Origin of the sequence: Haloferula rosea (assembly GCF_016595525.1) — a bacterium.
Taxonomy (GTDB): domain Bacteria; phylum Verrucomicrobiota; class Verrucomicrobiia; order Verrucomicrobiales; family Akkermansiaceae; genus Haloferula; species Haloferula rosea.
The window spans coordinates 214,058-240,967 of sequence record NZ_JAENII010000006.1; the positions used below are offsets into that span (position 1 = coordinate 214,058).

The following is a 26,910-nucleotide window of genomic DNA, read 5'->3' on the forward strand; positions in this document are numbered from 1 at the left end:
GGTCAGTGGCCGGTGGGAGGATAGTGGAACTCGTAGTCATCCGGCATGTCCGGATTCTCGGCGGTGAAGATGAGGTCTCCGTCCGGTGATGGGGTCATCTCCATGGGATGGTCCATGACCGGGGATTCGAGCGGCCGTGGGAGGATTCCCGGCACAAGCTGATCGAGCGTTTCGGGGAATCTTCCGTGTGCTTCCCGGTAACGTTCGCAGGCGATGGCCAGCCGGATGAAGTGGATCTGCACGTGGTTCTGGATGGCTGCTTCGATGATGTTGGCGTGGATCTGGATGCCCGTATGCCTGGACAAGGAACCGGTGCGTTGAAGCTGTGCTTCGAAGTCGAGGACGTCGGCCTGCGTGATGTGGGTGCGCAGGGTTCCGGAGGGAGTCCGGGTAAGGGGATCGAGGTGAAGGTCGATGGCCTCGGCCATCTGTGCCTTCAGGTAACCGACGGGCCGGATCTGCCACCACCAATCGTCCAGGGTGGATTGCCATCTCTTCCAGGAATCGTCCCAATTGAAGTCCCAGTCCATGTCGGACGCCGGGAGCGTGGTGGCACTCTGGTGACCATTGAAGAGGTGGTAGAACCAGAAACCCATCTCGAACTCCACTCCACGCAGGAGGTTGTCGACGCGGTCGATCGAATGCATGCCCTCGTCAACCGTGTCGAGAATGTGACGTTGATTCTGCGAATGCCCGACGAGGATCAGAGCCGTGTCTGCAAGGTAGGGGATGACGCCATAGAGCATGACACTGTCCATCGCGCTGTGGCTTTGGTCCTGCCACCTTCCGGTGAAATCAACGACGGCTTTGAAGTCGGCGAGCGCTGCATCAAGATTCCCTGCCTTGGCGCGTAGCACCGATCTGAGGAGGAGATAGTTGTTGAGGTTCCGGACGACCGCCCACTGGGAATGAGGCATGTGATCGGGGGTGGTCGAATCGATCACGAGGGAAGGCTCCGCCATGGCCTCCACGATGCCTTGGATGGACTGATCGGTGGAAGTGAAGCGGGCGAGGATCTCACCCGCGCGTTCCGGGCTGAGTTCACCGTCCGTCGCCGCGGGATCGAGGAATCTCAGGTCGCCCGGCGGGTGGGTTGCATCGCCGGAGAAAAAACCCCACCAGTCAGGATCGGTAAACCCGGCCTTGGAGAGGACATGGAATGGGTCGCATTCGGTGGGAGTGAGAGCCAGCACATCGGGGTGCGTCAGCAGGCAAGCCCCGGAAGTCGAATAGTAGGCATCGACGGCGCGGTTGGTGGTCGGGATGCCGAACTCCTCGAGCCTCGCTCGGGAGTGCTCGAGCTTCGCATTTCCCCAGCGGTTGACCTGCCAGTACCAACAGGTCAGGCCGAGAATCAGGATGAAGGGTGAGACGATCAGAGCGCGATGGAAGCGCTTCGACCGCAGGATCCGCCAGATGGGTTTCGGCAGTCTCATGGGAGCCGGAAGAGTGGCGGCATCATCTCGAAAGCATCACTTTTGCCCGCTGCAGGTCGTCTTCGAAGGTCGGCGTCTTGAAGCGCGCTGGCACGAGTGCCGGGTAGCTGCTGGTGGAGGCGGCAATGAGGGATTGGGCGGCTCGCTTGGACACGATGCCCTTGGAGGCGGACCAGGTTTCGAGGACTTCAGTGACCAGGGTGTCCGGCTTGTCGCGCCGGGCGCTCTTCACTTCGCGGATCAGGAAGTCGAGGTCCCGGTTCGAATACCAACCGGTGGCGGCGACCACATCAGCGAGTTCCGCATCCCCGAGCTCGATGTCGCGGTGGGCGAACATGGCGCGGAAGAACTCGCTGCGTTCTCCGCCCTCGAGATCGAAGATGGGGATCTGCTTCGGAGCCCGGCTGAGGACATCGGGGTCCAACAGATCGGGGCGGGTGGTCATCAGGCACCAGACGACCTTCGAGAGGAGCCCCTTGTCGGACATCATCTTGATGATGTTGGCCATCAGGCGTTTTTCGGTGTCGTGGGTCTCACCCGAATGGATGCTGCCGAATGCGGCGTGCGCTTCATCGACGAGAATGGCGACCTTGCCGTAGATCTCGACGTAGCGCCGGACCATCTCGAAAAGGCGGTCGGTGCCACCGAAGTCGGACGAGCGGATCTGGGAGAGCTCGATGACGATGCGACCGGAGTCGGCGGCATGGGCCTCGACATTGAAGGTCTTGCCCACGCCATTGGGTCCCGACACGACGAAGGCGGAAATGGCGGTTTCGGGGTCCTCGCAGTCGCGAAAGACCCGCTTGATCGCCTCGCGCGGGCCCTTGTAGCCGCAGAGGTCGGCGTCGCCATGGCTGGGGCGCTTGATCGTGACCACGCCATCGAGCTGCGACTTGAGGATCTCGTTGAGCAGGGCATTGACGGCGGCCCGGGTGACGGCTTTTCCGGATCGGGCCGATTCCTCGAGCAGGGATGAAATGGCGTTGAGCCCGAGACCGGCGGCATCTTCGACGAAGTCCTCCTCGCTGGTTTCGAAGGTCGGGGCGCTCGAATCTTCCCGATCGGAGAAGGTGGCGATCTTGCGGGCGACGAAGTGGCGGCGCGTGGCGTCGTTGGGAAAGCCGACCTCGATGGACTGGGATGAGGGCAGCGAGTGGATGCGTGAGTTCAGCTCCGAGCGGTTGTCGGCGATCAGAATCGTGATGTGGCCACCGGCCTGATAGGCGGGATCACTGAGCCAGCTGAGCAGGGTGGCCAGCCGGTTGCGGTCGAGCTCCGAGAGTTTTCCGAAATCCCCCGGCGGGAAGAAGGCGCCCGCCAAGCGGACGATGGTACACACCGGTTTGATGTTCTCACCCCGATCACTTGCCTCGCGTGCCATCTCGGTGAGTTCCCTGAGCAGGACGAGGGCGGCACCCGGACGTTGTTTGGTCCGCTCAAGCAGTTGGTCCGGACTGGGCGCCACCGGTTGGGCGGCTGGCGCCGACGAATTCCCACGCAGGTGCTTGCTGACGATCTCGGAGCCGAAGTCCAGCAGTCCGCCGAGTGATTCCACCGAGGGCTTGCCGGCACCCGGGAGGGCCCGGCGGCTCCAGCCGATGGCTTCGAACAGGGCGTGGCGTTGCTGGGATTCGTAGAAACCGACTCCGAGCGAAAGGTCGAGGCGCACCATGGTGAAGCGCGAGCTGAACGACTGGCAGATGCGCTCTTCCAAGGTCGAGTAGCCTGGTCCGTCCCGGTCCGGGAACAAGTCCATGACGTCACCCGTCAGCGAGAAGATGCGGCGCCCACGGTGCTTCACCCCGTCGACAAGCTGCCTCATGAATGCCGGGGTCGGGCCGGGCCGGGATTCTCGGTTCTCCTTGGTGCTCATGGTGTTCCGATGCTGTCGGAGTGATCGTGATCGAACTCGGCGATGTGTTGGAGTCGCTCGGGGTCGAGCACGTCCTCGTGGACCTTGCGCCGGAGTGCCCGGAACTCAGGTGTGTCGATGGAGGTGGTCGGGCGGGGATAGGCGCCCCCGAGGGCAGCGGTCACGTCGCGATCGGTGACAATCCTGGCGCCGACCTTCTGCTGCGGTGTGTCGGCCTGCCAGTATTGGGACAGCCCGATGATGCGGCTACCGAGGAACAAGGCCTCATCCAGATCGTGCGTCACGAAGATCACGGTGAGTTTGTTGAGCTTGGCCTGCTCAAGGATGAACAACTGCATGTCCTCGCGGGTGCTGTGATCGAGGGCACCGAAAGGCTCGTCCATCAGCAGCACGCGGGGTTTCATGATGGTTGCCTGCGCGATGGCGACCCGTTGCTGCATGCCGCCGGAAAGCTCGTGGGGGTACTTGTCGCCATCCTCCTGACTCAGTCCGACACTTCCCAGAAGGCTGAAGGCTTCATCGCGTGCCTCGCGGAGGACCCGGCGGTAGCGCGGTCCGATGCTCCGGATGAGCGACTCGGCGGGGCCGGTCTGTTGCAGCAGCGGACCAAGCGCGATGTTGTTCGCCACCGTCAGGTGCGGGAAGAGGGAGTAGCGCTGATAGACGATCCCGGTCTTGGGGGTGACATGGCGGATCGGTTTGCCGTCGATGAAAGCCTCGCCCGCGGTGGGGAATTGGGACCCCAGGATCAGCCGGAAGAGGGTGGATTTGCCGCAGCCACTGGGGCCGACGATGGTGGTGAACTCACCCTCGCGGATATTCAGGTTCAGCCCGGTGAACACCGTGACGGCATCGCGGTGGAATCGGGGGCCTCCCTGAAACTTGAGCTTGGGCTTCGAGTGGTAGGTGACCTCGACGTTGCGAAGCTCGACGACTGGAGTGGAATTCTGACTCATGGGTGTCGGGGAGGTCGGGTTCACTGGCTGGAGAGCCACTTGTAGCGGTGTTTGATCCAGAGGCTGATTGCCAGATCGAGAAGGAACATCAGCAAGGTCAGCCAGATCACGTAGACGATGGTCGAATCCATCGCCGTGGTGCGGTAGAACTTGATGAAGATGCGGTAGCCGATGCCGGATTCGGCGGAGATGGACTCGCCCGCGATCATCAGCACGGCCATCACGCCAAGGTTGAGACGGATGGTGTTCAGGACGTCCGGCCAGATCTGGGGGAAGACGACGCGCCATGGCATCTCGAGCTCACAGGCACCGAGACTCTGGGCCTTGTAGAACTGCTGGCGGGGCAGGGCCTTGGCACGGAGGTAGGTGTCCAGACAGATCATCGGAAAGACGCCGAGGACGATCAGCCCGACCTTGGCGACTTCACCCGTGCCGAGGGTGAGGAAAAGAATGGAGAGCAGCGCGAGCGCGGGGATCATGCTGAGGATAACCATGATGGTCTTGCCCAGCGATTCCGCCCACGGATAGCTGCCCATCATCACGCCGATGGGCACGGCAATGAGAATCACCAGCATGGCCCAACCCATGCGCTTGAAGCTGGCAACGGTGTCCTTGTAGAGCATGAACTGCCGTTCGAGCCGGAGTTCCTTGCGCCGCTCGCTTTCCCGCTCCGGGGCGGGGATGGGCAGCGCGACCTTCTTGGCCGCATCGACGAGCTTGCCCGCCGTCGGCATCAACTTGGCACGATCGGTTTCCGCGAGCTCGGATGAGCGCTTCACGTAGGCGAAGCACAGGACGAGCACGGGAAGCAGGGTCAGGATCAGTTTGCCGGCCCATGGAAGCCTGGCATCGGTGCGGAGGAAGGTCATCGGGTTTTGAAGAGTGCGGTGGCACGAACCACCGCACTCCGGATGGGGTTACTTCGATGCGGCCACGTTGAAGCGGAGCTTCACGTTGCCCTTGTCACCGAGGACTTCGCCGTCGGCGAACTCGATGCCGATGTAGCCGGCGTCGTCGGCATCCTCACCGAGCAGCGCCTGATCGAAGCAGAAGTCACGGACCAGTTCGGTGGCCTGCTTGTGGGCCTTCGATTTGAGGGCCTCCGCCATGGTGTCCGGCGTGTAGTAGAAGAAGGTCGTCTTCAGTTGGGCCTTCGCCTCGGCCACGGTGACATTGGCCGCCTGAGCGATGGTGGCGACGAGGTCCTCGGCTTCCTGACCACCGCCATTGAGCGTGGCCATGGCTTCGAACCACGCTCCGGAGATGGCCTTGGCAAGCTTGGGATCCTCCTTCAGCAGGTCCGTGCGCATGACGAAGCCGTCGAGAATTTCGCCGGGGATCTTCGAGGAATTGAAAACATCGGTCACACCCGGTTGTTGGAGCAGCCCGAGTGCGTGTGGATTCCAGGTGGCGGTGGACTTGACCTTGGCATCATCACTGGTGAACCCACTGACGATGCCCTTCTCCGCACGGTGGGCGAACTTGAAGTCGGATTCCTTCAAACCGTTGAGCACGATACCACGGTAGACGAGGTAGTGGCTCACGGTGAACTCTTCGCCGTGCACGGTGGTCCCCTTCAGGTCCGCGATCGATTTGGCTCCGGTGGCAAGCCACTTGTCATTGCCATTCGAGTAGTCACCGACGAGGAAGAACGAGCAGTCGATTCCGGCTTGGCTGATCAAGGTCAGGGCGTCCATGGTGGTCACGGGAACCACGTCGATGTTCTGCGCCTTGAAGGCATCGATCGAGGCCACGTAGCCGAACTCCTTCACCCCGATCTTGATGCCATTGGCTTCGGCGTGTTTGTCCAGTAGTCCGGTGTCGGCGAGGTATTTGACCGGACACCAGCCGATGTAGTTGCTCCAGCCGAAGGTGTAGTCGCCGTCGGCCTGGGCGTGGGCCGCCAGAGGTGCGGCCAGAGTGAGAGCCGCAGTGAGGGCGGCGAGATTTGATTTGAGGATCATGTTGTTCTTTGGGGTAGGGGAAGTGATCAGGCCTTGAGTTCGCCTTCGTCTTCCTGGGTGGTGGTCTTGGGTGCACCTTCCGGTGTGTCTGCTGCGAGCATCTCGTCGAGCAGGTCGAGTCCGGCCTGTTCGACCAGAGTGGACTCCAGCTCGGTTTCGATGGAATCGGCCGATGCCCCTTCGAGCTCGGACTTGATCTTCGCCTGCTGCTTCATCTGCGCGACGCGTGAGGTCACGGTATTGATGGCCGAACGGTCGGAGGATTCCTCCAATCCGCTGAGACGGTCCATCAGTGCGGAGGTGGTCTTGGCATCGACGAAGTCCGCGATGGCCTGGGCCTTCTGGTCATCGAGGGCCTTGATCTCACGCTGGCGCTTGGCCAACTGCGTCTTGAGTTGATCGAGGCGCCCTTGGCGGTCCTTCAACTCGGGTTCGATCTGCGCCTGCAGTTCATCCTCCGTCCTGACCTTCGCCTGGTAGTCGATGAAGGCGCGCTGCCATTTCATCACATCCGGGTCGTTCTGAGCGGTTTCACGGGTGAGGCCCTTTTCCTTGAGGACCTTGGCGAGCTGGATCTTGGCGGCATCGCGCAGCTTGATGGCGCCCTCTTCACGCTCGAGGCTGTCCTCGAGGCGCTTCTTGCTGGATTCCACGTTGGCGGCGAGTTGTGAGACCGCGTTGATGAATTCCGCGTGGTCCTTGATCTCCTTGTCCTTCTGGATGTCGAAGGCCATGCCCACGCCCTCGGCGGACGAGGTGAAGGTCTCTTCAGCGGCTTTGTTGACTTTTCCGCCAGCCCACAACCATTTGAAGGTGAGGAACCGGCCGATTGCTTTTAGTAATCCCATGGTTGTCTTTGGTGCGTTGTTACAGTGTGTTGGATGTCTCTTGGCGGACCGTCTGGAGGAAATCCTTCATGTCCGATTCCGCGGCTTCAGCCGCGGCGACCACATGAGACAATCGTGTGGCCGGGTTATCATTACTTTCATCCAGGCTCAGGTCGGAGCGACCTGCGTCTGACATGTAGGCGGTTTTCAAGGCCGCCTCCAGTTCGTTCGATTCGGCAATCAATTGATCGCGCTTCGAAGCGAGCTGTTGGTAGCGGTTGATCTGTTGTTCGTGGGCCCGGATCTTCTGGTCGAGCACGGTGGGGTCCGATGATCCGGTGGTGCGTTCCGCCGTCCACTCGGCGTGCTCGCGTCTCAGCATGTCGATGCCGATGCCGGCCAGTGCGGTATGAATTTCGGTGGCTTGCCGCAGGTGTTCCACTCCAGCCTTGCGGGCGGACTCGGCAAGCCCGAGACGCTGCCCGACGGCGGCTCCCAGTTTGGCTCCTGCCCGGGTTTCGAGGAACTCGGTGTATTTCGAGTAGGCGTCCGACAATTCGTCGGCCTCCTTCGCCGCTTCCGGGAAACCGATTTCGCGGCACATCCGCGAGATTTCCTCGAGAGCATTGCGGCGATCCTGCTTCAGCTGCTCCATCAGCCACTGGATGTGTTCCCTGGCCAGGGTTTCGCCGCGGATCCACATGTTGTAGATGAAGGCCGCGGCCCCAATCACCCCGAGTGCCACCGAGGCAAAGACACCGAGAAACCCCCAGCTGAAGGCGCCGGTCAGCAGCAGCATGCCTCCGGCGATCGCCAGTGGAAGGATGGTGAATGGAGATTGGATGCACTTGTTTCGAACGGCTTTGAAGATGGCTTCCTCGTCGGTCAGGCTTTCGAGACTGACTTGGTTTTGCTTTCCACCCCGTTTCGCCATGGTCACTGGTTGAGATACTGGGAAATCAGAGCCCGCCCCGCTCGACGAGGATGGCTTCGACGCGCGGGACCCGGCCGCGGTAGGCTCTTGACCGTGGGTTTTCGCCGGGGCGCACCTGCGGGGGATCGGAAGAACCCACGCCTTCGATGAACAAGCGGTCCTCGTCGAAGCCATGCACGAGAACGAGCCGCTTTCTGACCACTTCGGCGCGCAATTCGGAAAGCTCCCGGTTTTCGTCGCTGTCCTGGCCACCGGTGTGACCACGAATGATGACGCGGTAGTTCGGGTAGTTCACGGAGAGGAGCTTGGCGATCTTGTCGACTTCCTCAGCGGCGCCGACTTCGAACTCCGTCTGGTTGCGGAAGCGAATCGGGCGAACCTGAAGCTTGGCGATTTCCCGGAGTTTCTCCCAAGCGGAGTCGGACAGGGGCTCGAAGTCGATCGTGCCCTGGTCGTTCTGACCGAGTGCCCGCGGAGCCGTGTTCTTGAGTGCTTCGAGCACTCTGGAATTCACCAGCCGATAGGGATCGTTGATCTCGGAGGGCTTCAGACGATCCGTATCGATGAGCACGTCCGTGCACGAGAGAATGGTGTCGATCACCCCTTCCTGAGGCGGAATGTTCGAGCCGGAGGCGGAGATGCCGAACTGCTGCTGGCAGTTGTCGTGGAGATCGAGCCAATCGATCTTCTGCTCGTTGACGATGGCCTCGACGGTGTCCCGGTCGAGGTCGGCCCAGCGGGCCATGTCGGTGGTGAGTTCTTCCGAATGCCGGCGATAGTGGTCGAGCGAACGGAAGTAGGCCTTGAAGTATTTCAGGACGTCGTCTTCGCGGCTTGCGAGCGTCTGCTTGTTCACCACGAAGTAGTCCACGATGTAGCCTGCGAATTTGTCCGAACCCCAGATGTAGGTCAGCTTGGGGTTCTTCTTGAGGGCGCGGGAGATGTCGGGCTCCCACATCACGAAGACGTCGCCCTGACCATTCATGGCCCGGGTGTAGACTTCGGCGGATGAACCGACGGGTCTGCGCCATCCGCCACCGTTGCTTCCGGCGGCTTCATCGGCGGATCGCAGGTTGAAGAAGTCCAGATCCTTGACGGTGATATCGACGAGGAACTCGCTCGGACTGTCTCCGGTATAGACCCACTCCAGCGAGGCGTCGTTCAGGTCGGCCACGTCGTTGTTGGGCAACTTGTCCTTCGTGACGACGACGCCGTCGCCCCCATTCGAGCGTGCGATGGCGGCAACCATCACGCCGGGGAATCCTTTCGACCGCCCATGAATGAGATACTCGGCCGCGGGGATGGCGATGATGTCGTATTCCCCGGATGCCAGCTTGGAAACGCGCTCGGCAACGGCCGCTCCATCATCGATCCACTGGATGCCGAGCCCCTGCCTCACGGCTTCCTTCTTCGTCTGCCTCGCGGAGGCGAAAAAGTATCCGAGGTAGCCATCCCCGGCAACGGTGAGGGTGGAGTTCACCTTGGCGTCCGAAATCTCGCGTTCGAACTGTTCGGCTTTCTCCTGCTCGGCCTGTTCCTGGTGTTTGCGGAAAAGCGGCTTCAGGGCGAACCATGCCCCGGCCAACAGGGCGCAGACTCCGAAGATCAGGACGGCCAGCTTTGAAGTGGTGTTCATTCAGTGGGGTGAGGATCCGGCAGGCTGGAGGGCGCGGCAGGTGCTGCTGCTAGAGTGTGTGAGTGGGATGGAGAGGTCGAGGACTTAGAGATCGATGGTGGCGCTGTCATCCAGTTCGGCCAGGGTCTCCTGCATGGCTCCGAGCAACTCCTGTTCGTCGTTGGCCGTAAAGTAGGCTTCGGAGAACTGCCGCAGGGGGTGGTCACTGTTGATCCGGAATCCGATGGTGTAGATCGGCACGTGGTGGTCCCTGGCGAAGGTGATCCCACGGCGGAACGCGGAGGGGTCGCTGGCCTGGCCGTCGGTCACCACGATGAGCCGGATGTCTCCGTAGCGCAGCTGCTCCTGAAACTGGGTGATCAGGGCATTCGTGCCGGTCTGGATGGCGGACCCGAGCGGGGTGCCGCCACCGGCCGAGATCCGGCTGATCTCGTCCTTCAAAGCGGTACGGTGATCATTGCCGCGACCGAGTTTGACGGTTTCCCGACCGAGACCGCTGCGGGCATCGAATACGAAGAGGCCGATGTTCAGGTCGGTGGGGGCACCGTCGACGAAGGATGCGACAGCCCGCTTGGCCTGCTGGATCGGCTCGCCCGCCATGCTGCCACTGCCATCGAAAACGATGTAGGCATTCGAGCTGGGGTCCATTTTGGATCCGGGCGGCGTCGTATTCGGGATGGGCTCGTGGTCGGAGCTGCCCTTGCTGGCGTTGGCGGCGACCATCGGGCTTTCGAATGTCGATTGCCGCTCGGATGAGTTGCCGCTGCTGGTGGTCCGCGATTTCTCGCAGCCCGCGGGTAGCAACGCCGCGACGGCGAGCAGTCCCAGGGAGTAGTTTCGATGAATCATTCTGAGGAGGGGGTCGGAGGTTAGAAGTCGATCTCGACGTCGTCTCCGACTTCAAGGACTTCGAGGCGCTCGAGGATGATGACACCCCGGCGGTTCTCGGCACGCTTCTGGGGCGTGTCGGCATTTTCGTAGATCGGAGCGGTCGAGCCACGGCCCACGGCGACGATGCGGTTGGTGTCCATCACGAGGCCCTTCTTGTCACAGTAGTCGACGAAGGCATCGCGCAGGGCTTCCGCCCGTTCGGCGGACTTGGTCTTGAGCGAACGCTCGAGCAGGGTGGCGGTCTGTTGGGTCGGGGTGGACGACATCTTGAGGACCTTCTGGATCTTGCCGAGCAGTGCCTGATCGTTCTTTTCCAGCGCCTGACGCAGACGCATGAGCAGGTAGCCATCGGCATGCGCCTCGATGATCATCGTGGTGCCGGCGTAGGTGTCGACCATGCCCATGGCTTGGTTGAAATAGTTCTGCAGGGCGGAGTCGTTGGAATCGAAGCTGTTCTGGTTGGCGGCGAAGGGAACCGTGAAGTCGAAGAGGGCGGTGTCCCGCTCGTCGAGTTCCGGATTCTCCATCAGGAACTTCTCCACCTTCTGTTGGGCCTGCTCGGTGGATTTGAACACCGACTTGGCGACCTTCACTTCGCCTGCGTATTTCAGGCCGGCTCCAAGAGCGGCCCAGTCCCATCCTGCGACGGGCATGTCGAAGCGTCCGATGCCCCGTCCCGCCTTGTCGAAGGCGACCTGGATTTCCTCGGTGAGGGTTTCCATGCTGCGGGTGGTTCCCTGTCCGGTGAAGAAGGCGACATTGCCGGAATGGCCGACCAGTTCGGCTTCCGAAAGCATGGCCTCGGTATCGCCCACCAGCCCTGCATCTCCGAGCAGGAGCTTGGCCGATGTGGTCATCACCTTGCGGTGTTCGGCGGTCTTCGTGGCCTTGGCGGCTACGAGGTCACGCAGGGTCTCCTCGGCCTTGAGCAGGCCTTTCACGAAGCCTTCGACCTTCTTTTTGTTGCTGTCGAAGTAGTCTTTCCGGACGGCGTAGACATCCGGGATGATGCGGCTTGCCTGCTTCGAGGTGAAGAGGATGCGGGCACCTTTCACCGCGTAGTCTCCCTCGGTGAGTGCAGCAGCGTCGGGTGAGATCACCCACACGGCGTCAACGTCTTCCTGAGCCTCGAACAGGCCGGGCGGGGAGACGATCTTGTTACCGCCTCCGTCAAGGGGGGCGGCCAGTTCGGGGAGGTAGTGGAACTTCACGTTCGATGGATCCACTCCAGCGTCCTGAAGCACCTTGATGGCGGGGTGCTCATGAGGACCATAGAGTTGGAGGGCGACGGACTTGATGTCCTTGATCGACTTCACCCGGTCGCGCACGACGAGGCAGTCCCCGCCGTTGCTCCATGAGAGCTGATAAATCACGACGAGGTCGGTGCCCGCATTCTGGAACGCCTTCCGGGCCTGCAGGATCATCGGCAGGGTGCCGCGGAGGTAGGGGGAGCTGCCATTGAGGCAGTTCGCGACCTGAGCGGGGAAGTTGTCTTCCCGATAGAGTTCGGTGCCGGGGAGGATTCCGTCCATCACCGCGAGTTGGGTGGCGACATCGGCACCCCAGGCGATGACCGGGACCTTCTTGTCGTTGGTGACCGGTTTGAGGCCGGACTTGGTGGCGGCTTCAAGCGGTTTGTAGCTCAGGGTCTGGGCATTCTGGGCCAGACCGGGAGTGGCAGTGAGACCTACCAGCAGGGCGGCGCCGAGCGCCGAGGGAAACAGGGATTTCATGATTGGAGAGGAGGTTGGGGTATTTCGATGTAGGCTTTACCCCCAGACAACGCGGGTTGCAGGGGAAAATAAACACAAAAACCCGTGCGTTTCTGCCTTCGGGCGGGGTGCGGGGGTTGGTTCCATCAAGGAAGGGTGGGATCTGGACATGCCGCCAGTATTCGGAGTCTCAACATTGTGCGCCATTACACGCTGCCTCGTCGTTTGGAGCGACCGGGGGCAGGCTCCGGCACCAATCGCTTGTTGAAATGGTGCGGATCGTGCTGAGTTTCCCCGCCCTGAACCCATGACTACCGACGATCCCATCGCCACCAGTTCCGACCCGGCCGAGCGTCCGGGAATCACGGAAGGAAAGAAATTCAGCGAATTCCTCAAGACCTGGATCACCAAGCTGGAGGATGACGAAATTACGATGCGTGAGGCCTACGAGAGCCTGATGTCGATCGGCAACTCGCAGGATGAAGTGCCTCTCATCGTGAAGCTGACCGAGAACCCGAAATTCCATTTCGGTGGGTTGGGGTTCTTCAAGGGTCGGGTCACGCTGGAACAGCATGACTACATCCACATTCTGTTGGGTCGTGGGCTGACGCTGATGGATGAAGCCTTCGTGATCGGTTTCACCATGGGGTCCACCGACCGGGTCTCATCCCATGAGCAAAGTCTGTTCGGGTTCATCAACAAGGTGCTTTATCCCAAGCCCTACCGCTTCAAGGAAGACGGGATGAAGGTCTTCAAGGATGCGGTGGCACTGGCCTATGTTTCCGACTGCCTGCCACTCGAGGAGGTCGACTTCAAGCCGATGCTGGACATGCCACTGCGCGAGATCAGAAAGGCGGTGAATCTGGAGGTCGATCTATTGCAGGCCTACTACCGGATCGAAGCCCGGAGGTATCCGGAATGCGCGGCGAGTCAGCGCTTGATCGAGTGAGGCGCGGGCTCGGTTACTTCGGGTTGAGTTCGATATCGTCGTCCGTGAACATTTCCCGGTCGGGTCCGGCGGAACGAAGCTCGATCTCCCTTCCGGCCACGGGATGGACGAAGAGGGGGGTGCCCCAGCGGTCGACGAGCTGCTCCGTCGCGTCGAAGGCAGGGTGATCCGCGGGGAGGAACGCCTGCTGTCCGGCATTCTCCCCGCGCAGGGCGGCCGCGAGGTCGGCGTTGCCACCGATGGGATGCTTCGAGTGGTCCTTGATGATGGAGAAATAGCCGGTGAGGACGCGGTCGACCGCCTTCAGGTCCTCGAGCGGATCGGTCGATGGGTCACCATAGGAAACCATCAGGGCCTCGCCGGGGAGTGGGCCGGTCGCGGGAACGGAGGGTGTGCGACTCTCGGTCGGCTGGGGCGGAGGTTGATTGGCCGGGGTTTCCCGGGGAGGGCGCAGGGTCATCCACAGGAAGATGCCTGCCGCCCCCAGGGCGATGATGAAGGCAAGCGCACGGGAAATCCGCATGGTTCAGGCGAGGAAGCCGACCGGGTTGGTGCTACTGTAGGGATCGTAGAAGGTTCGGATGTTCGGCAGGACGGTGTCCATTTCTCCATTGCTCACCCCAAACCACCGCAGCAGCTCGCAGAAATACTCGTCCACCGACATGCGCGGGAAAATGCGCCCACCGCGACCGATGTCGTCGGGGCCGTCGATGGCCAGTGACGGGAAGTGACCGAGGATCTCGCCGCCTCCCACCGGTCCGCCGAGGACCATCTGGTTGGCCGACCACGCGTGGTCGGTGCCCTGCCCGTTCGACCGCAGGGTGCGGCCGAAATCGGAGGCGGTGAAGGTCATGACATCATCGCTGAGCCCGAGTTGTTCGAGGCATTGCTGGAAGGCGAAGAGTGCCTGGTCGAGGACCGCCAGCATCCCCCCCTGGGTGTTGAGCAGCTCGCTGTGGTGATCCCAGCCGCCGAATTCGATGAAGAAGGTCTGGCGGTGGAGCTTGAGGTCGTCGCGGATGGCGATGGTCCGCACGGCGGCGGCGAGATTCCGTCCGACCGAGTGGTCGGGGAAATTCGCGGCGTTGATGACGGCTTCGACGTTGGTTCCGTCGATGCTGCCCGGGTCGTCGAAGTGGGTTTGGAAATCCTCACCGCGGGCGATGCTGTTCGCGGTGATCTGGCCGTGGGTCCGCTGGAAGAGATTCTGGTAGTGGTCCTCGATCGGGCTTTCGACGGTAGAGCCGATCGCGGCCTGCTTCGCGCGGTGGGCCGGGGTGTTGCTGTTGGCGCCGGTGAAGGTGAGCGCGCCGTTGCTGGTGATGACGAACTGGCCTTCACTCTCGCCGATCTGGAAGGTCGAATTCCCGGAAAGGGAGAAATTCATGGGCATGTAGTAGCCACCGGTCTGCTCGGTGTTGAGCCGGGAATGGATGACGTCGGCACAGCGTCCGGCCCAGCCGGTGAGGACCTGCATGCCCTGGGGCACGGAGGTCTGCCATTGCTCGGTCTGGTCGCGGTGGGAGAACAGGGCCTGGGGGAGGTCGACGAGTTTCTGCTGGTAGGCCTCCTTGTCGGGGATGGGTTCGATGAGGGTGCCGATGTTGGCGAGCAGGCTGAGGCGCTTCTCGGCGGGGTCGCCTTCGAGTCCGTTGAACATCTCGGCGATGCGCGGGCAGGATGGGTGGATGCCGTAGGTGCGGCCGAAGGAGTCGCTGAAATTCAGCGGAATGAGTTGGGAGCGGGGGATGGCCAGATTGGTACGGGAGGCGGCGTATTCGTCGTAGCCGCCGGGCTGGTCCATCGGGATGAGGAAGTTGAAGGTGTCGCAGCCACCTCCGAGGTAGAGGCAGACGAGCGCCTTGCGGGTGCCGGCGGCCTCACCATTGGCCGCGGCGGCGTGGTTCGCCATGGTGAGGTTGAGGAGTGTCGAGAGGATCGGGGTCGAGCCGATGGCGGCGCAACTGGCTTCTCCGAGGAACTGACGGCGTGATTTCATGGTATGGGACGGGAAATGGGTTCGGGTAAGGGTTGGCTCAGCGCTGGGTGGCGCCCTCGGGTGAGTTGATGGTGGTCCAGAGGGCCACGACGACCTTGTCCTTGGGCGTGAGGTCGGGTTCGGCGGCGAAGGCATCGAGGATGGCACTGCGGGTGCGGGCACTCATGTTCCCGGCGCAGAGCAGGAGGTTGATGCGGTCGATGAGCATCCCGTCCTCGGCCGTGAGTTTCAGGAGTTCGCTGTGATTGGGGTCGAAGTTGATGCTCCATCCCGAGTCGAATCCTTCGTTGAGGTAGTCCCACAGGAGGTTCGGGAAGGAGACGACCGAGTAGGAGTCGAGGATCTGGAATCCCGGACTGACGAGCCCTGAGTTCCGGATGGCTCCGGGTGCCTGATATTCGGGCGTGAAGAAGTTGAACACGCTCGGAGAGCTCAGGGGTTCCTGAAAACTGTAGTCGTAGTAGGTCTCGTCCGGATTCCACCAGACAAATTCCTCGTGGGCCTCGGTCATCTTCATCAGCCGGGCCAGGTGCATCGTCCGGATCACCGGCTCGCGGGTCTTTCCGAATGCCGGGTCGGTCGGCAGGTTCCGTGCCTCGGGGTCGAGCAGGATGGCTTTGGCAACTGCGCCGAGGTTGCCCCGCTTGCCCTCGCCGTCGTCTGCGAAGACCGACGAGACCCGGCTGACGTAGGCGGGCGATGGATTGGCGGTGACCAGGAACTGGATGAGCCTTCGTGAGATGAAGGGTGCGGTGTTCGGGTGGCGGAAGAGATGGTCCACGGCATCGTGGATGTCGCTGAGTCCGTTCTCAGCCGAGGGCTCCCGTGCGGGGAGCGTTACGCCGCCCAGCAGGGTCTTCGAACCAAAGTCGTGGTACTGCGGGTGCATTACCATCGGTTTGAGGTAATGCTCGTCGGCCCATCCGCCGCTGCCCCAGCCCCAGGGGGAGTCGTAGTAGAGGCCGGTGAAGACCCGGGCCAGTTCGGTGATCTCGGCGTTGCCGTAGGTGGCGATGGGTTGGCCGTTCGGAGTAGATTTCCGGGTGCCGTCCATGTTCAGCTCCCACAGGCCGATGCTGAAGAGCTGCATGATCTCGCGGGCGAAGTTCTCGTCGGGATACCTCGGGATGGTCGGGTCGGCCTTCTGGTTGCCAACGTGGCTGAGATACCAGCCCATGGCCGGATGCAGGGCGACGTCGTAGAGGAGTTCGCCGTAGTTGCCGAACGCATGGCGGCTGAGCATGTCGTAGTAGTGGGCCATGCCCTCGGGCCGGTCGGCCAACTGGGCGTCGCGGCGTGAAACGACGAGAATCTGTGACAGCGCGAAGGCGAGGCGCTGGCGGAGTTGGTCGGGACCGTCGATGGCGTGGCGTGCCCAAGGGGTGGTGACATTCCGGCCGGTGACGTAGCTGCCGCCATCGTTGTAATCGTAGAGTGGATCCAGTCTGCCGTTCCGGGCGTCCTCCTTGATCTCGCGGATGTAGGGAGTGAGCGCCGAGGCGGGCATGGCGAGTTGCTCATCGATCCACGCTTCGTAGCCGATCTCGCGCACCCGGTCGATCGACTCGGGAGTGGGGCCGAAGCTGGCCTGCATCAGGAAGCGGGCTGCATGTACCGCCGACGGGCTGCCGGTCGATCCCGGTCCGGATCCCGGGAAGGCGCCGGTTGATAGTTTTTCGACCAGTGCCTTGGCATCGCCGGACAGCGGTGCTCCGACGGCTCTCTCGGCGGCCTGGCCCGAGGAGTTCGCCGAATCGGGTGAACTGGCGAGAAACTCGAGCTCGACCCAGTCCTCGACGCCGTCGCCATCGCTGTCCATGGGACCGATCGTAGTACGATAGAAGCCGTGGGTTCCGGAAAGGGCGTTGGGAATGGTGAGGGAGCGGCGGCCGTTGGAAGCGGATGAGGCGGGGAGTCCGCTGGCTGGATCCCACTGGTCGAGGGTCTCGGAATATTCGATCCCATGTGCCTTCCCCCGGATGTCGGGCCATTCGAGGCTCAGGTCGTTGCCCGACTTCAGGGCGACAAGGTCGAGTCGGGAGTTCGGGTCATCCGGGTCGGTGCCGGCCTCGCTCTCGGCGAGGTTGCTCATGCCGTCACCGTCGTCATCGGCGAGAGGGTTGCGCGGGGCGCCACCTGCCCAGAGTGTCCACGCGTCGGACAGCCCGTTTCCATCGAGGTCGTCGGGGGAGCTGCTGAAGTGGAAGTAGGTCGGATACGAGTTCGGGTCGTTTGGCGAACTGCCTTGGCGGATTTCCTCGCCGTCGAGCACCTGGTCGCCGTCGCTATCGTCGTCGTTCGGGTCGGTGCCGGCGAAGAACTCGTCGCGGCTGATTACTCCGTCGTTGTCGGGGTCGAGGGTGGCATCGGCGGGGTCGGCGGGATTCAGCAGGTGGGTGGTTTCCCAGCTGTCCGGCATGCCATCGCTGTCGGCATCCGCCGGGCCGAGGGCTTGGCGGGTGATGAAGGCCTCCACGCCGGGTTCGTTGTCAAAGGTGGGAACGTTGGGGTTGCCGTAGACGTCGGTCCAAGGAGCGGAGCCATCGAGGAGTCTGGGATCGGCGGCGACGCCATTGGTCCAGCTTTCCGTGCCGAGCAGCACCGGTTGGGCGGGGTTTTCGGTCTGATAGAGGTTGTAGGTGAGCGTCCACAGGTTCTCGCCGGGGTCCGGCTGGTGAGCGGTGAACTGGAGACGCAGGGGCAGTGAGTCGTCGGCTTCACCAAAACCGCTGAAACCCAAGGCCTGCTTGAGGTCGTTCGCGGGCTGGGTGGAACCGGTGCCGTAGAATGACCAGCCGGGCTGTCCTTCGTAGTGGAACACGCCATTGATGCAGCGGATGCGGTGGGTCACCACCCCGTCGCGGTAGTAGAGACCCATGCGGATGGCTGCTGACCAGCCACCGTCGTCGAACTCGGTGACCAGTTCGAAGAGCTCGGTCCGGCGGCCTGCCAGTGGGGACTCGGCGTGGTTCCAGCGCAGGCGGATGTCGTCGACCTGCCAGAGCCACGTGCGGGTGGTGGGATTCCAGACCGGCACGCCCGGTGGCACGTCCGCCGGGTTCTGCGGGTCAGTGCCGGCGGCCAGCTCGGTCGGGTCATCGCGTCCGTCGCTGTCGCTGTCGATCAGCATCGGGTTGGACGGGAAGGGGTTGCCGTGGACTTCATCGCCATCGCGCAGGCCGTCGTCGTCGCTATCCGGGTCGAGTGGATCGGTGATCGTCTCTTCGCCGTCCAGCAGGCCATCGTGATCGGTGTCGGCTTCATGCGGGTCGGTGCCGGCGGTCAGCTCCGCGGCGTTTCCGAGGCCGTCCTGATCGGGGTCGGCGGTGGCATCGGAGGCCGCGGGATCGAGGCGGTGCTCGATTTCCACTGCATCGGGGATGCCGTCGCCGTCGCTGTCCGCGGCCATGTCGATGATCTGCACGCCGTGAATGGCCACGGAGTCGTTGTCGAGTTGTTCGAGGATGACCTTCTGGCTGCTGCCGCTCAGTCCACGAAAACGGACGTAGTTGGCATCGGTGAGCTCGGGCTCGGTGGTGGCGGTGGCTTCCGTCCAGGCGAGGAAGGGTGGTGCGGCGGCGGAGCGGAGATAGCGGGTGCTGGAGGCATCGCCATCGAGGCGCGCGCTGGCACGGTTGTAGGGATTTGGCCCGCCGCAGTAGACGATCACGTCGTAGGTGCTGAAGGGGATCCCGGACAGGGTGACTTCGACGGGGATGTCCGGTCCATGCGGCTGGTCGGTCCAGATGCCGCTGTCGAGGAGCCGTTCATCGCCGCCCCCCGAGTGCCGTCCGACCACGGCATAGCCGAAGGACCAGCTTGCGTGGACGGTGGTGGCATTGCCGGCGCCGTCGATCAGCGCCGTGGCGCTGTCGGTCAGCGGGGTGCTGTTCGGTGGCCAGGTCGGTTGGAGGTTGGATGCGTTCCAATGGGGTGCGGGGATGACGCCGGCGCGTTCCCACGTGCCGAGTGCGATCGAGTCCTCCCGGGCGGCGAGGAATTGCAGACCGATGCTTCCGGGGAAGGAGAACGGGGTGGAGGCGGCGGATGCGGGATCGCTGCCAAGCTCGACCTCGTAGCCGTCCGGGAAATTGTCGCCGTCGCTGTCCGGGTTGTCGGTGAGAGTGGTGAGTTCGTCCCCGTCGAGCAGCCCATCATCGTCGCTGTCGGCATCGAGTGGGTCGCTGGCTTCGTCATCGAAAAGCCCGTCGTTGTCGGTGTCTGGATCGGTGGGGTTCGTGCGCAGCGCCGATTCGGCAAGCGAGCTCAGGCCGTCGCCGTCCGGGTCGAGTGCGGCGTCCGTGCCGTCGCCATCGTCGAGGCCGTACATTTCCTCATACCATCGGGGCATGCCGTCGCCATCGCCGTCCGCGTAGGCGTCTTCGTCGACATCCAGCTTGAGGTAATCCAGCGAGATGTAGCCGCCGGCGGTGGTGCCGGTGCGTTCGATGGTGAGGATGTTGTCCTCGGCGGTCAGCGGGAATGCGGAGGCATCGAAAGGGATCTTCAGCAGCGTGTTGGTCTCGATACTCGTCCAGGTTCCGAGTGGCTGGCCATTGAGGGAAATCGTGATGTCATGCTGGCCGAATCCCGGAAGCGTTCCGCCGACCCAGATGCCGCCGCCGAACAGGTCGACCGTGAGCATGAAGTGGGCGTCCGACGAGCGTTGGGCCGCGGAGAGGGGAAAGTGGAAGCGTTGTCGCGGGTCCCCGGCAGTCAGGGCGCGTTCGACATTCTCGATCGCTTCATCGCTCGCCAAGGAGCCGATCGGTGAAGGGTAGTTCCCCGCGAAGTAGTAGTCGTCATCCTTCGCGGTGGAAGAACCGGGGGCGCTGTTCGGACCGAAACTCTCCTGCCGGAACGGCGAGGTGGAGCCGTCATCGGAACCGAGGGACCAAACGGAATTCAGAGCTTGGGGGGTCGCGGCCATCGCCGCAGAGCTCAGAGCTAAAGCCAAGCTGATATTTTGGGACACAAAAGCGAACCAATCAGAATCGGCCCCCTCGTGCAACCGTACGTTTGCGACGAAGTAGAGCGAGGGCGGCAAAGGTCGTGAGCATCAGGGTTTTCGGCTCCGGGACGGCCTGAATATTGTCCACGAGCACCGTGCGTTGGCCCGTGCCACCGCGGAACGAGGGCGTGGAGCTGTGGAGGATGCGGATTTCCCCCACATCGGACAGCGTGGAGCTGGCATCGGATCCACCCGCGCTGATCAGGGCGCCCGGGCTGAGGTCGAAGGAGACGGGGGTCCAGGTCGAGAAAGCGCTGAGGGATTGGGAATCCGTGACGAACCAGCCGCCCGGCCCGTTGACGGCGACCCGCATGTCCGACGACAGGAAGGACTGGTTCCGCAGATCCATGGTCAGGGTGTCGATGCCTGCAGTGAGGTAGTCGCCCGCCCAGTCGGAGGTGTTGATGATGGCCAGCCTGCTGCCGGCACCTTGTCCTGCGGAGGCGGACATGCGCAGGGCGAAGTCCCCGTTGCCATCGGGACCGACGTCGGCCTGGATCGACGGCGGGGAAGGGTGCGGATTTCCCACGCCCCAGCCGGTGCTGCTGTCGAAGGTCTCCAGCTGCATCAGGACGACCCCATGGGTGACGGCGGGAAACAGGAAGCCTGCGAGGATCAGGGAGTGGGAAGCAGGTGCGCGCATCGGCTTCACAGGCTGCATGGTCGCATCATCGGATCAAGGCTGGAACACGTTGGGGAAAGAGGGCGTAGCATGGGAGGCGGCGGCAACTTTGGGCACGAATGAGCTAAGAAAGTGCTTTGTATGTCCATGTTTCCAGCGCACGCTCTGGCCATTGACTCTCTGGACCATGAATCGAATCTCACTCAGTCTCTTCTTTGGCATGTCCCTGCACGGTTTTGCGTCGGCCCCTTTGGAGGGCTTCACTTACGGTGAGCAAAAGGCGCCGACCGGCAAGGAATGGGAGTCGCCCGAGCATGTGGCGCACAATAAGGAGCAACCGCGGGCGACCTTCTATTCGTTTCCGGATGTCGAAAGCGCGCGCAAGGTGCTGCCGGAGCATTCCCGCTTCGTGAAGTCGCTCGATGGGATGTGGAGATTCCACTGGGTCGGCACGCCGGACGAGCGGCCGAAGGAATTCCACCAGCCGTCCTTCGACGTGTCGTCGTGGGATGAGATTCCGGTGCCTTCGAACTGGAACCTGCTCGGGCTGAAGCAGAATCAGAAATACGGCACGCCGATCTACTGCAACCAACCGGTCATCTTCCAGCACAGCGTCAAGCCGGACGATTGGCGGGGCGGCGTGATGCGCGAACCCGCGAAGGACTGGGTGACTTATGAAGACCGCAATGAAGTCGGCTCGCACCGCCGGGACTTCGAGCTGCCGGCCGACTGGGATGGTCGCGAGGTGTTCGTGAAGTTCGAAGGCGTCGACTCCTTCTTCTACCTGTGGATCAACGGCAGCTACGTCGGATTCTCCAAGAACTCGCGCAATGCCGCCGTCTTCAACATCACCGATCATGTGAAGCCGGGGAGCAACGTCATCGCCGCCGAGGTCTATCGGAACTCGGACGGTTCCTTCCTCGAGGCCCAGGACATGTTCCGCCTGCCGGGCATCTTCCGCTCGGTCTCGCTCTACTCGACTCCCAAGCTGCAGATCCGCGACCTGTTCGTGCTACCGGATCTGGATGAGGACTACGAGGACGGCTCGCTGAAGATCACGGCCGACATCCGCAACCTCGGCGACGGGAAGGCCGACGGCCACACGGTGAGCTACTCGCTCTTCGCCAATGAACTCTATTCCGACGAGAACCAGCCGGTCGACGGTGCCACGGCAACGGCCCAGGTCGACGCGGTGGCAGCCGGTGGGGAAACTGCGTCGACGGTGGAGCTGGCGGTCGAGGCACCGCGCAAGTGGTCGTCCGAGCAACCCTACCGCTACACACTGGTCGCCGAGCTCAAGGATGCGTCCGGCAAGGTGGTCGAAACGGTCTCGGTGCACACTGGTTTCCGCGAGGTCGAGATCAAGGACACCGCCGCCGAGGATGATGAGTTCGGTTTGGCCGGGCGCTACTACTACATCAATGGGATGCCGGTGAAGATGAAGGGGGTGAACCGCCACGAGACCCACCCGGAGACCGGACATGTGCTCACCCGTGAGCAGATGGAGGAGGAAGTGATGCTGATGCTGCAGGGCAACATCAACCACGTCCGCAACTCCCACTATCCGACCGACGAATACTGGTACTATCTCTGCGACAAGTTCGGCATCTATCTGGAGGACGAAGCGAACATCGAGTCGCACCAATATTACTACGGCGAAGCCTCGCTGTCCCATCCGCCGGAGTGGAAGAATGCCCACGTCGGCCGGGTGATGGAAATGACCCATCAGAACAAGAACCACGCGTCCATCGTCATCTGGTCACTCGGCAACGAGGCGGGGCCCGGCGAGAACTTCGTCCATGCCTACAAGGCGCTCAAGGAAGTGGATGCCTCACGCCCGGTCCAGTATGAGCGGAACAACTCCATCGTCGACATCGGTTCGAACCAGTATCCGTCGATCGGCTGGATGCGCTCGGCGGTGAAGGGGACCATGGGGATCAAGTATCCCTTCCATATCTCCGAATACGCCCACTCGATGGGCAATGCCTGCGGCAACCTGGTCGACTACTGGGATGCCATCGAGTCGAACAACTTCTTCATGGGGGGTGCCATCTGGGATTGGGTCGATCAGGCGGTTTACAACTACGATCCCGACACCGGCGAACGCTATCTCGCCTACGGCGGCGACTTTGGCGACAAGCCGAACAGCGGGCAGTTCGTGATGAACGGCATCATCTTCGCCGAGCGTGATCCGAAGCCGCAGTACTACGAGGTGAAGAAGGTCTATCAATACCTCGCGGTGAAGGCCGACGATTTGCAGAAGGGAAGCTTCGCGATTTTCAACAAGCACTACTTCGAGCCGACGCACGAGTATGTGCTGGGCTGGTCGCTGTGGAAGGACGGCGTGGAAGTGAAGGGCGGCGACCTCGCCATGCCGGATCTCGCCCCGCGATCGAGCGCCACGGTCACGGTGCCCTACGATGTCTCGACCTTGGAAGCGGACTCGGAATACTTCGTGAAGTTCCAGTTCAAGCTGGCCGACGACATGCCGTGGGCGAAGGCCGGCTACGTGCAGGCGGAAGAGCAGATCCTCCTTAAACCTGCCACAGAGAGGCCGTCGATTGCCGCGGTGGCCGGCAAGGGAGCGCTTGAAGTCGTGGAAGCCTCGGCAACGATCCGGGAAGTCCGGGGCAAGGGATTCACCGCGCGATTCAACCTCGAGGATGGATCGCTGCATGGTCTCGAGCAGGGCGGTGACACGGTGATTGCCGATGGATACGGGCCGAAGCTCGATGCCTTCCGCGCCTTCGTGAACAACGATACCTGGGGATACGTCAGCTGGTTTGAAAAGGGACTGTATAACCTCAAGCATCGCGCAACCGCATCGAAGGTGCGCACCCATGCGGATGGCACGGTGTCTCTGGCCTTCACGGTGATCTCGCAGGCACCGAATGCGGGGAAGCAGCACGGTGGCACGAGCTCGGCGGACATTCGCGTGGAGGAACTCACCAACCGTCCCTACGACGAGGATGACTTCCGCTTCGTTACCAACCAGATCTGGACGGTTTATCCCGACGGGTCGATCGAGTTGCAGTCGAGCATCACCTCGAACGAACCCGGCTTCGTGTTGCCCCGCCTGGGCTACTCGATGACCGTGCCGGCGAAGTTTTCCGACTTCACCTACTACGGACGCGGGCCGATCAACAACTACAACGACCGTAGGACGAGCCAGTTCATCCAGAAATACGAGAGTACTGTGGCCGACCAGTTCGTGCCATTCCCGAAACCCCAGGACATGGCCAACCGCGAGGAAACCCGCTGGTGTGCGCTGACGGGTGACAAGGGCGGGCTGGTCTTCGTCGGCACCGGACCGATGGCGGTCAGCGCGCTGGCTTACAAGGATCTGGATCTCGCGCTTGCCGGCCACATCCATGAGCTGCCGCCAGCGGGCGACACCATCCTTCATCTCGATGCCAAGGTGTCCGGCCTCGGGGGTGCCAGCTGCGGTCAGGGTGGCCCGCTGGAACATGACCGGGCCTACGCGAAGCAAACGGACTTCGGCTTCATCATCCGGCCTGCCACCGGCGAGCTGACGGAAGTGGCGAATGTCGGTCCATCAGGGCAGGTGCCGCTTTCCATCGTCCGTGCGAAGAATGGGGAGGTACAGGTCGCGACCAGCAAGCAAGGGGCGAAGCTCACCATCGCGATCGATGACGGCGAGGCGCGACCCTACCGTGGTCCGGTGCCGCTGAAGCAGGGGGGCACGGTCCGCGCCTGGTATGAAGGCGACCGCGAGTCCGAGGTGAGCATGAGCTTTCCGAAGCTGGAGAAGATCGACCTTGAGGTGGTCTTCACCAGCAGCGAGGAACCCGGTGGCGGCAACGCGGCGCGGAACCTCGTCGATGGCAATCCCGCGACCATGTGGCACACGATGTATTCGGTGACCGTCGCGACCTTCCCGCACTGGGTCGACTTCGATGGCGGCGAGGAAAAATCGATCAAGGGCTTCATCTATCAGCCCCGCCTCGATGGTCCGAATGGTGACATCAAGGAGTACACGATCCAGATCAGCAAGGACGGGAAGCAGTGGAGCGAGCCGATCCAGAAGGGGAGCTTCGCCAAGAACAAGAAGGAGAAACGCGTGATCTTCGACAAGCCGGTGAAGGCCCGCTTCGTCCGCTTCACGGCCCTCAGTTCGCAGAATGGACAGGACTTTGCCAGTGGAGCGGAGTTCGGTCTGCTGGAAGAGTGAACCTGAATTTCCGTATGCCTGTTTCCATGAAGTTCCTGCCTTCCATCCTCGCCGCCGCCGTCGTGGTGAGCACCGCGGCCGCACGCCCGGCGCTCGATCGGCCGAATGTGGTCCTCATCTATCTGGATGACAGCGGCTTCGGCGATTACTCGCTCAATGGCAATCCGGTGATCGAGACGCCGCACATCGATGAGATGGCGCGCAAGGGGGTGAACTTCACCCAGTTCTACGTCACCTCACCGGCCTGCAGTGCCTCGCGCTATTCGTTGATGACCGGACGCTACCCGATGCACTCGGGCTTCGGCTCGTGGGTGATCGGCCCGGGAGCCAAGCCGCACCTGAAGGAGGAGGAAACCACATTGGCCGAAGGGCTGAAGGCACGCGGCTACGCCACCGGCATGTTCGGCAAGTGGCACATGGGGAATCCCAATCAGGGCAACAAGATGTCCGCCGCCGCCCTGCCGCTGGCGCACGGCTTCGACACCTGGGTGGGCACCAACGTGTCCCACGACTACGGCGATGCGAAGCTGCTCAAGTCCGACCCCGATGGCAGCAACCCGGTGCCCGGCTACTCGGAGATCGCCAGGAACCTGCCGTCGGACATCGAGGCTTCCACCTCTCTGACCGGCCGCTACACCGATGCCGCCGTGTCCTTCATCAAGGCACACAAGGACGAGCCCTTCCTTGCCTACATCGCGCACAACCAGCCGCACCTCGGGCTCTTCGTGAGTGAGGAATTCAAGGGCAAGTCGCGCCGGGGTTTGCTCGGCGACGTCATGGCCGAGATCGATGACTCGGTGGCGCGCATCCTGCAGACGCTGCGCGACGAAGGCATCGAGAAGAACACGCTGGTCATTTTCTCATCCGACAACGGGCCCTGGGTCCGCTTCCGCACGGTGGAGAAGAGCAAGTACGGCGAAGCTCGGATGCACGTCGGCTATGCCTTACCGTTCCGCGATGGCAAGGGCTCGTGCTGGGAAGGAGGTCACCGCACCCCGGGGATCTTCTACTGGCCGGGAACGATCGGTGCGAAGCGCGAACTCACACCCGTGAGCACCCTGGACGTCTTGCCGACCCTCTTCGCCCTCACCGGCGCCAAGTCACCCGACCCCGCCGTGCTCGACGGGCGCGACATCCGTTCACTCCTGCTGGAAGACTCATCCGCTCCGGAACTCGGGGAGTTCGAGTTCTACTACAGCCACTCGCAGAACAACCTCATCGCCGTCCGTCAGGGACCGTGGAAACTCATGGTCGCCAACCCCTCGCAAACCGGCAAGGACCACGGTTTCAAGCCGAGCGAACAATCGCCCATCCTGTTCAATGTCGAGGAAGACATCGGCGAACGCATCGACCGCGCCGCCGAACATCCCGAACGGGTGGAACGCATGCTCAAGCTGCTCCTCGAGAAGCGGAAGCAACGCTGAGATGGGCTTTGCCTCTTCTGCGGAACTGAAGGCGCGGGAAGGTAAGGAGCGCGGGTTTTCCAACCCGCTGAGTGGAGGGGAGGGAAAGGGTAAGGAGCGCGGGCAATCCTGCCCGCGGTGAGGAGGTAGCGGGAGGGTAGGGAGCGCGGGTTTTCCAACCCGCTGAGTGGGAGTAGGAGGAGGGAAGAATCAGTAGAGGGGAGACAGCGGGTTGCAGACCCGCGCTCCGGAGTCCGGGAGCCCGGGCTGTGGGCTTGTCACTCAAGGGCGGGCTCGGTTGGACACTCCCGTACCAACTCGCAACCGCGCCACGAAATCGAAGCGATCATCGAGCTTCTGGAAACTGAGGACGCCTCGCACGTCTTGGGCGAGGCGATTGATCCGCATGACGGCGCGACGGGGCACGAGGCGCAGAAAGGGAACCCTAAGGGGCTCCAATCAGCCGTCATTTTTTCACAGAATGCCCCTTCAACTTGTGAAAGAT

17 protein-coding genes are annotated in these 26,910 nt (G+C 62.4%); 3 read left to right on the forward strand and 14 right to left on the reverse strand.

The genetic code is table 11. The features are described 5' to 3' along the window. Positions 1-2: 2 nt before the first annotated feature. The 10 genes from JIN81_RS09915 to JIN81_RS09960 form a co-directional block, all read right to left on the reverse strand. Positions 3-1,436 carry a hypothetical protein gene (locus JIN81_RS09915; protein WP_200278785.1) on the reverse strand — a complete coding sequence of 478 codons (1,434 nt, stop codon included), beginning with the start codon at positions 1,434-1,436 and terminating at the stop codon, positions 3-5. A gap of 22 nt (positions 1,437-1,458) precedes the next feature. Continuing rightward, positions 1,459-3,309: an AAA family ATPase gene (locus JIN81_RS09920; protein ID WP_200278786.1), complete on the reverse strand. Its 1,851-nt coding sequence runs from the start codon at positions 3,307-3,309 to the stop codon at positions 1,459-1,461. Beyond that, positions 3,306-4,265, reverse strand: a complete 960-nt coding sequence (locus JIN81_RS09925) for an ABC transporter ATP-binding protein (protein WP_200278787.1) — start codon at positions 4,263-4,265, stop codon at positions 3,306-3,308. Before JIN81_RS09925 ends, JIN81_RS09920 begins: the two co-directional genes overlap by 4 nt. A 20-nt stretch (positions 4,266-4,285) precedes the next feature. Next, positions 4,286-5,134, reverse strand: a complete 849-nt coding sequence (locus JIN81_RS09930; RefSeq protein WP_200278788.1) for an ABC transporter permease — start codon at positions 5,132-5,134, stop codon at positions 4,286-4,288. Positions 5,135-5,182: 48 nt separating this feature from the next. Beyond that, on the reverse strand, positions 5,183-6,229 hold the full coding sequence (locus tag JIN81_RS09935; RefSeq protein ID WP_200278789.1) for a type 2 periplasmic-binding domain-containing protein: 1,047 nt from the start codon (positions 6,227-6,229) through the stop codon (positions 5,183-5,185). Positions 6,230-6,255: 26 nt separating this feature from the next. Further along, on the reverse strand, positions 6,256-7,077 hold the full coding sequence (locus JIN81_RS09940; protein ID WP_200278790.1) for a hypothetical protein: 822 nt from the start codon (positions 7,075-7,077) through the stop codon (positions 6,256-6,258). A 19-nt stretch (positions 7,078-7,096) separates the two neighbouring features. Next, positions 7,097-7,990: a hypothetical protein gene (locus JIN81_RS09945; RefSeq protein ID WP_200278791.1), complete on the reverse strand. Its 894-nt coding sequence runs from the start codon at positions 7,988-7,990 to the stop codon at positions 7,097-7,099. A 25-nt stretch (positions 7,991-8,015) separates the two neighbouring features. Continuing rightward, positions 8,016-9,626, reverse strand: coding sequence for a phosphate ABC transporter substrate-binding/OmpA family protein (locus JIN81_RS09950; protein WP_200278792.1), 1,611 nt, complete (start codon positions 9,624-9,626; stop codon positions 8,016-8,018). Between the two features lie 84 nt (positions 9,627-9,710). Further along, the gene (locus JIN81_RS09955) at positions 9,711-10,475 is read right to left on the reverse strand and encodes a vWA domain-containing protein (RefSeq protein ID WP_200278793.1); all 765 of its coding nucleotides are present in this window, start codon (positions 10,473-10,475) and stop codon (positions 9,711-9,713) included. A 20-nt stretch (positions 10,476-10,495) separates the two neighbouring features. Then, a complete protein-coding gene (locus JIN81_RS09960) occupies positions 10,496-12,250 on the reverse strand; it encodes a hypothetical protein (RefSeq protein WP_200278794.1) in 1,755 nt (584 codons plus the stop codon). Positions 12,251-12,536: 286 nt separating this feature from the next. Here JIN81_RS09960 and JIN81_RS09965 point away from each other — a divergent pair, with 286 nt between their 5' ends. Next, entirely contained in the window at positions 12,537-13,178 is a 642-nt protein-coding gene (locus tag JIN81_RS09965; RefSeq protein WP_200278795.1) for a hypothetical protein, read from the forward strand. A 13-nt stretch (positions 13,179-13,191) separates the two neighbouring features. On the opposite strand, the gene JIN81_RS09970 is transcribed toward JIN81_RS09965, so the two are convergent. Genes JIN81_RS09970 through JIN81_RS09985 form a run of 4 tightly spaced genes read right to left on the reverse strand, consistent with a single transcriptional unit; the run spans position 13,192 to position 20,849 of the window. Beyond that, entirely contained in the window at positions 13,192-13,701 is a 510-nt protein-coding gene (locus tag JIN81_RS09970; RefSeq protein WP_200278796.1) for a hypothetical protein, read from the reverse strand. A 3-nt stretch (positions 13,702-13,704) separates the two neighbouring features. Further along, entirely contained in the window at positions 13,705-15,177 is a 1,473-nt protein-coding gene (locus tag JIN81_RS09975; RefSeq protein ID WP_200278797.1) for a DUF1501 domain-containing protein, read from the reverse strand. Between the two features lie 37 nt (positions 15,178-15,214). Further along, positions 15,215-20,107: a DUF1800 domain-containing protein gene (locus JIN81_RS09980; RefSeq protein ID WP_200278798.1), complete on the reverse strand. Its 4,893-nt coding sequence runs from the start codon at positions 20,105-20,107 to the stop codon at positions 15,215-15,217. A gap of 58 nt (positions 20,108-20,165) precedes the next feature. After that, on the reverse strand, positions 20,166-20,849 hold the full coding sequence (locus tag JIN81_RS09985) for a hypothetical protein (protein WP_200278799.1): 684 nt from the start codon (positions 20,847-20,849) through the stop codon (positions 20,166-20,168). 148 nt (positions 20,850-20,997) lie between these two features. On the opposite strand from JIN81_RS09985, the gene JIN81_RS09990 reads away from it, so the two are divergent. Together JIN81_RS09990 and JIN81_RS09995 are read left to right on the forward strand one after the other, a co-directional pair. Continuing rightward, positions 20,998-25,002 (forward strand): glycoside hydrolase family 2 TIM barrel-domain containing protein, encoded by a 4,005-nt coding sequence (locus JIN81_RS09990; RefSeq protein WP_200278800.1) that lies wholly within the window; start codon positions 20,998-21,000, stop codon positions 25,000-25,002. A gap of 26 nt (positions 25,003-25,028) precedes the next feature. Further along, positions 25,029-26,426 (forward strand): sulfatase family protein, encoded by a 1,398-nt coding sequence (locus JIN81_RS09995; protein WP_234044651.1) that lies wholly within the window; start codon positions 25,029-25,031, stop codon positions 26,424-26,426. Positions 26,427-26,910: the final 484 nt, after the last annotated feature.

Coding starts and splice junctions, on each gene's coding strand:
- JIN81_RS09970 (WP_200278796.1), bottom strand. CDS start 13,701: ATGCGGATTTCCCGTGCGCTTGCCTTCATCATCGCCCTGGGGGCGGCA.
- JIN81_RS09920 (WP_200278786.1), bottom strand. CDS start 3,309: ATGAGCACCAAGGAGAACCGAGAATCCCGGCCCGGCCCGACCCCGGCA.
- JIN81_RS09960 (WP_200278794.1), bottom strand. CDS start 12,250: ATGAAATCCCTGTTTCCCTCGGCGCTCGGCGCCGCCCTGCTGGTAGGT.
- JIN81_RS09965 (WP_200278795.1), top strand. CDS start 12,537: ATGACTACCGACGATCCCATCGCCACCAGTTCCGACCCGGCCGAGCGT.
- JIN81_RS09945 (WP_200278791.1), bottom strand. CDS start 7,990: ATGGCGAAACGGGGTGGAAAGCAAAACCAAGTCAGTCTCGAAAGCCTG.
- JIN81_RS09980 (WP_200278798.1), bottom strand. CDS start 20,107: ATGGCCGCGACCCCCCAAGCTCTGAATTCCGTTTGGTCCCTCGGTTCC.
- JIN81_RS09995 (WP_234044651.1), top strand. CDS start 25,029: ATGAAGTTCCTGCCTTCCATCCTCGCCGCCGCCGTCGTGGTGAGCACC.
- JIN81_RS09985 (WP_200278799.1), bottom strand. CDS start 20,849: ATGCAGCCTGTGAAGCCGATGCGCGCACCTGCTTCCCACTCCCTGATC.
- JIN81_RS09940 (WP_200278790.1), bottom strand. CDS start 7,077: ATGGGATTACTAAAAGCAATCGGCCGGTTCCTCACCTTCAAATGGTTG.
- JIN81_RS09935 (WP_200278789.1), bottom strand. CDS start 6,229: ATGATCCTCAAATCAAATCTCGCCGCCCTCACTGCGGCTCTCACTCTG.
- JIN81_RS09950 (WP_200278792.1), bottom strand. CDS start 9,626: ATGAACACCACTTCAAAGCTGGCCGTCCTGATCTTCGGAGTCTGCGCC.
- JIN81_RS09930 (WP_200278788.1), bottom strand. CDS start 5,134: ATGACCTTCCTCCGCACCGATGCCAGGCTTCCATGGGCCGGCAAACTG.
- JIN81_RS09925 (WP_200278787.1), bottom strand. CDS start 4,265: ATGAGTCAGAATTCCACTCCAGTCGTCGAGCTTCGCAACGTCGAGGTC.
- JIN81_RS09955 (WP_200278793.1), bottom strand. CDS start 10,475: ATGATTCATCGAAACTACTCCCTGGGACTGCTCGCCGTCGCGGCGTTG.
- JIN81_RS09915 (WP_200278785.1), bottom strand. CDS start 1,436: ATGAGACTGCCGAAACCCATCTGGCGGATCCTGCGGTCGAAGCGCTTC.
- JIN81_RS09975 (WP_200278797.1), bottom strand. CDS start 15,177: ATGAAATCACGCCGTCAGTTCCTCGGAGAAGCCAGTTGCGCCGCCATC.
- JIN81_RS09990 (WP_200278800.1), top strand. CDS start 20,998: ATGAATCGAATCTCACTCAGTCTCTTCTTTGGCATGTCCCTGCACGGT.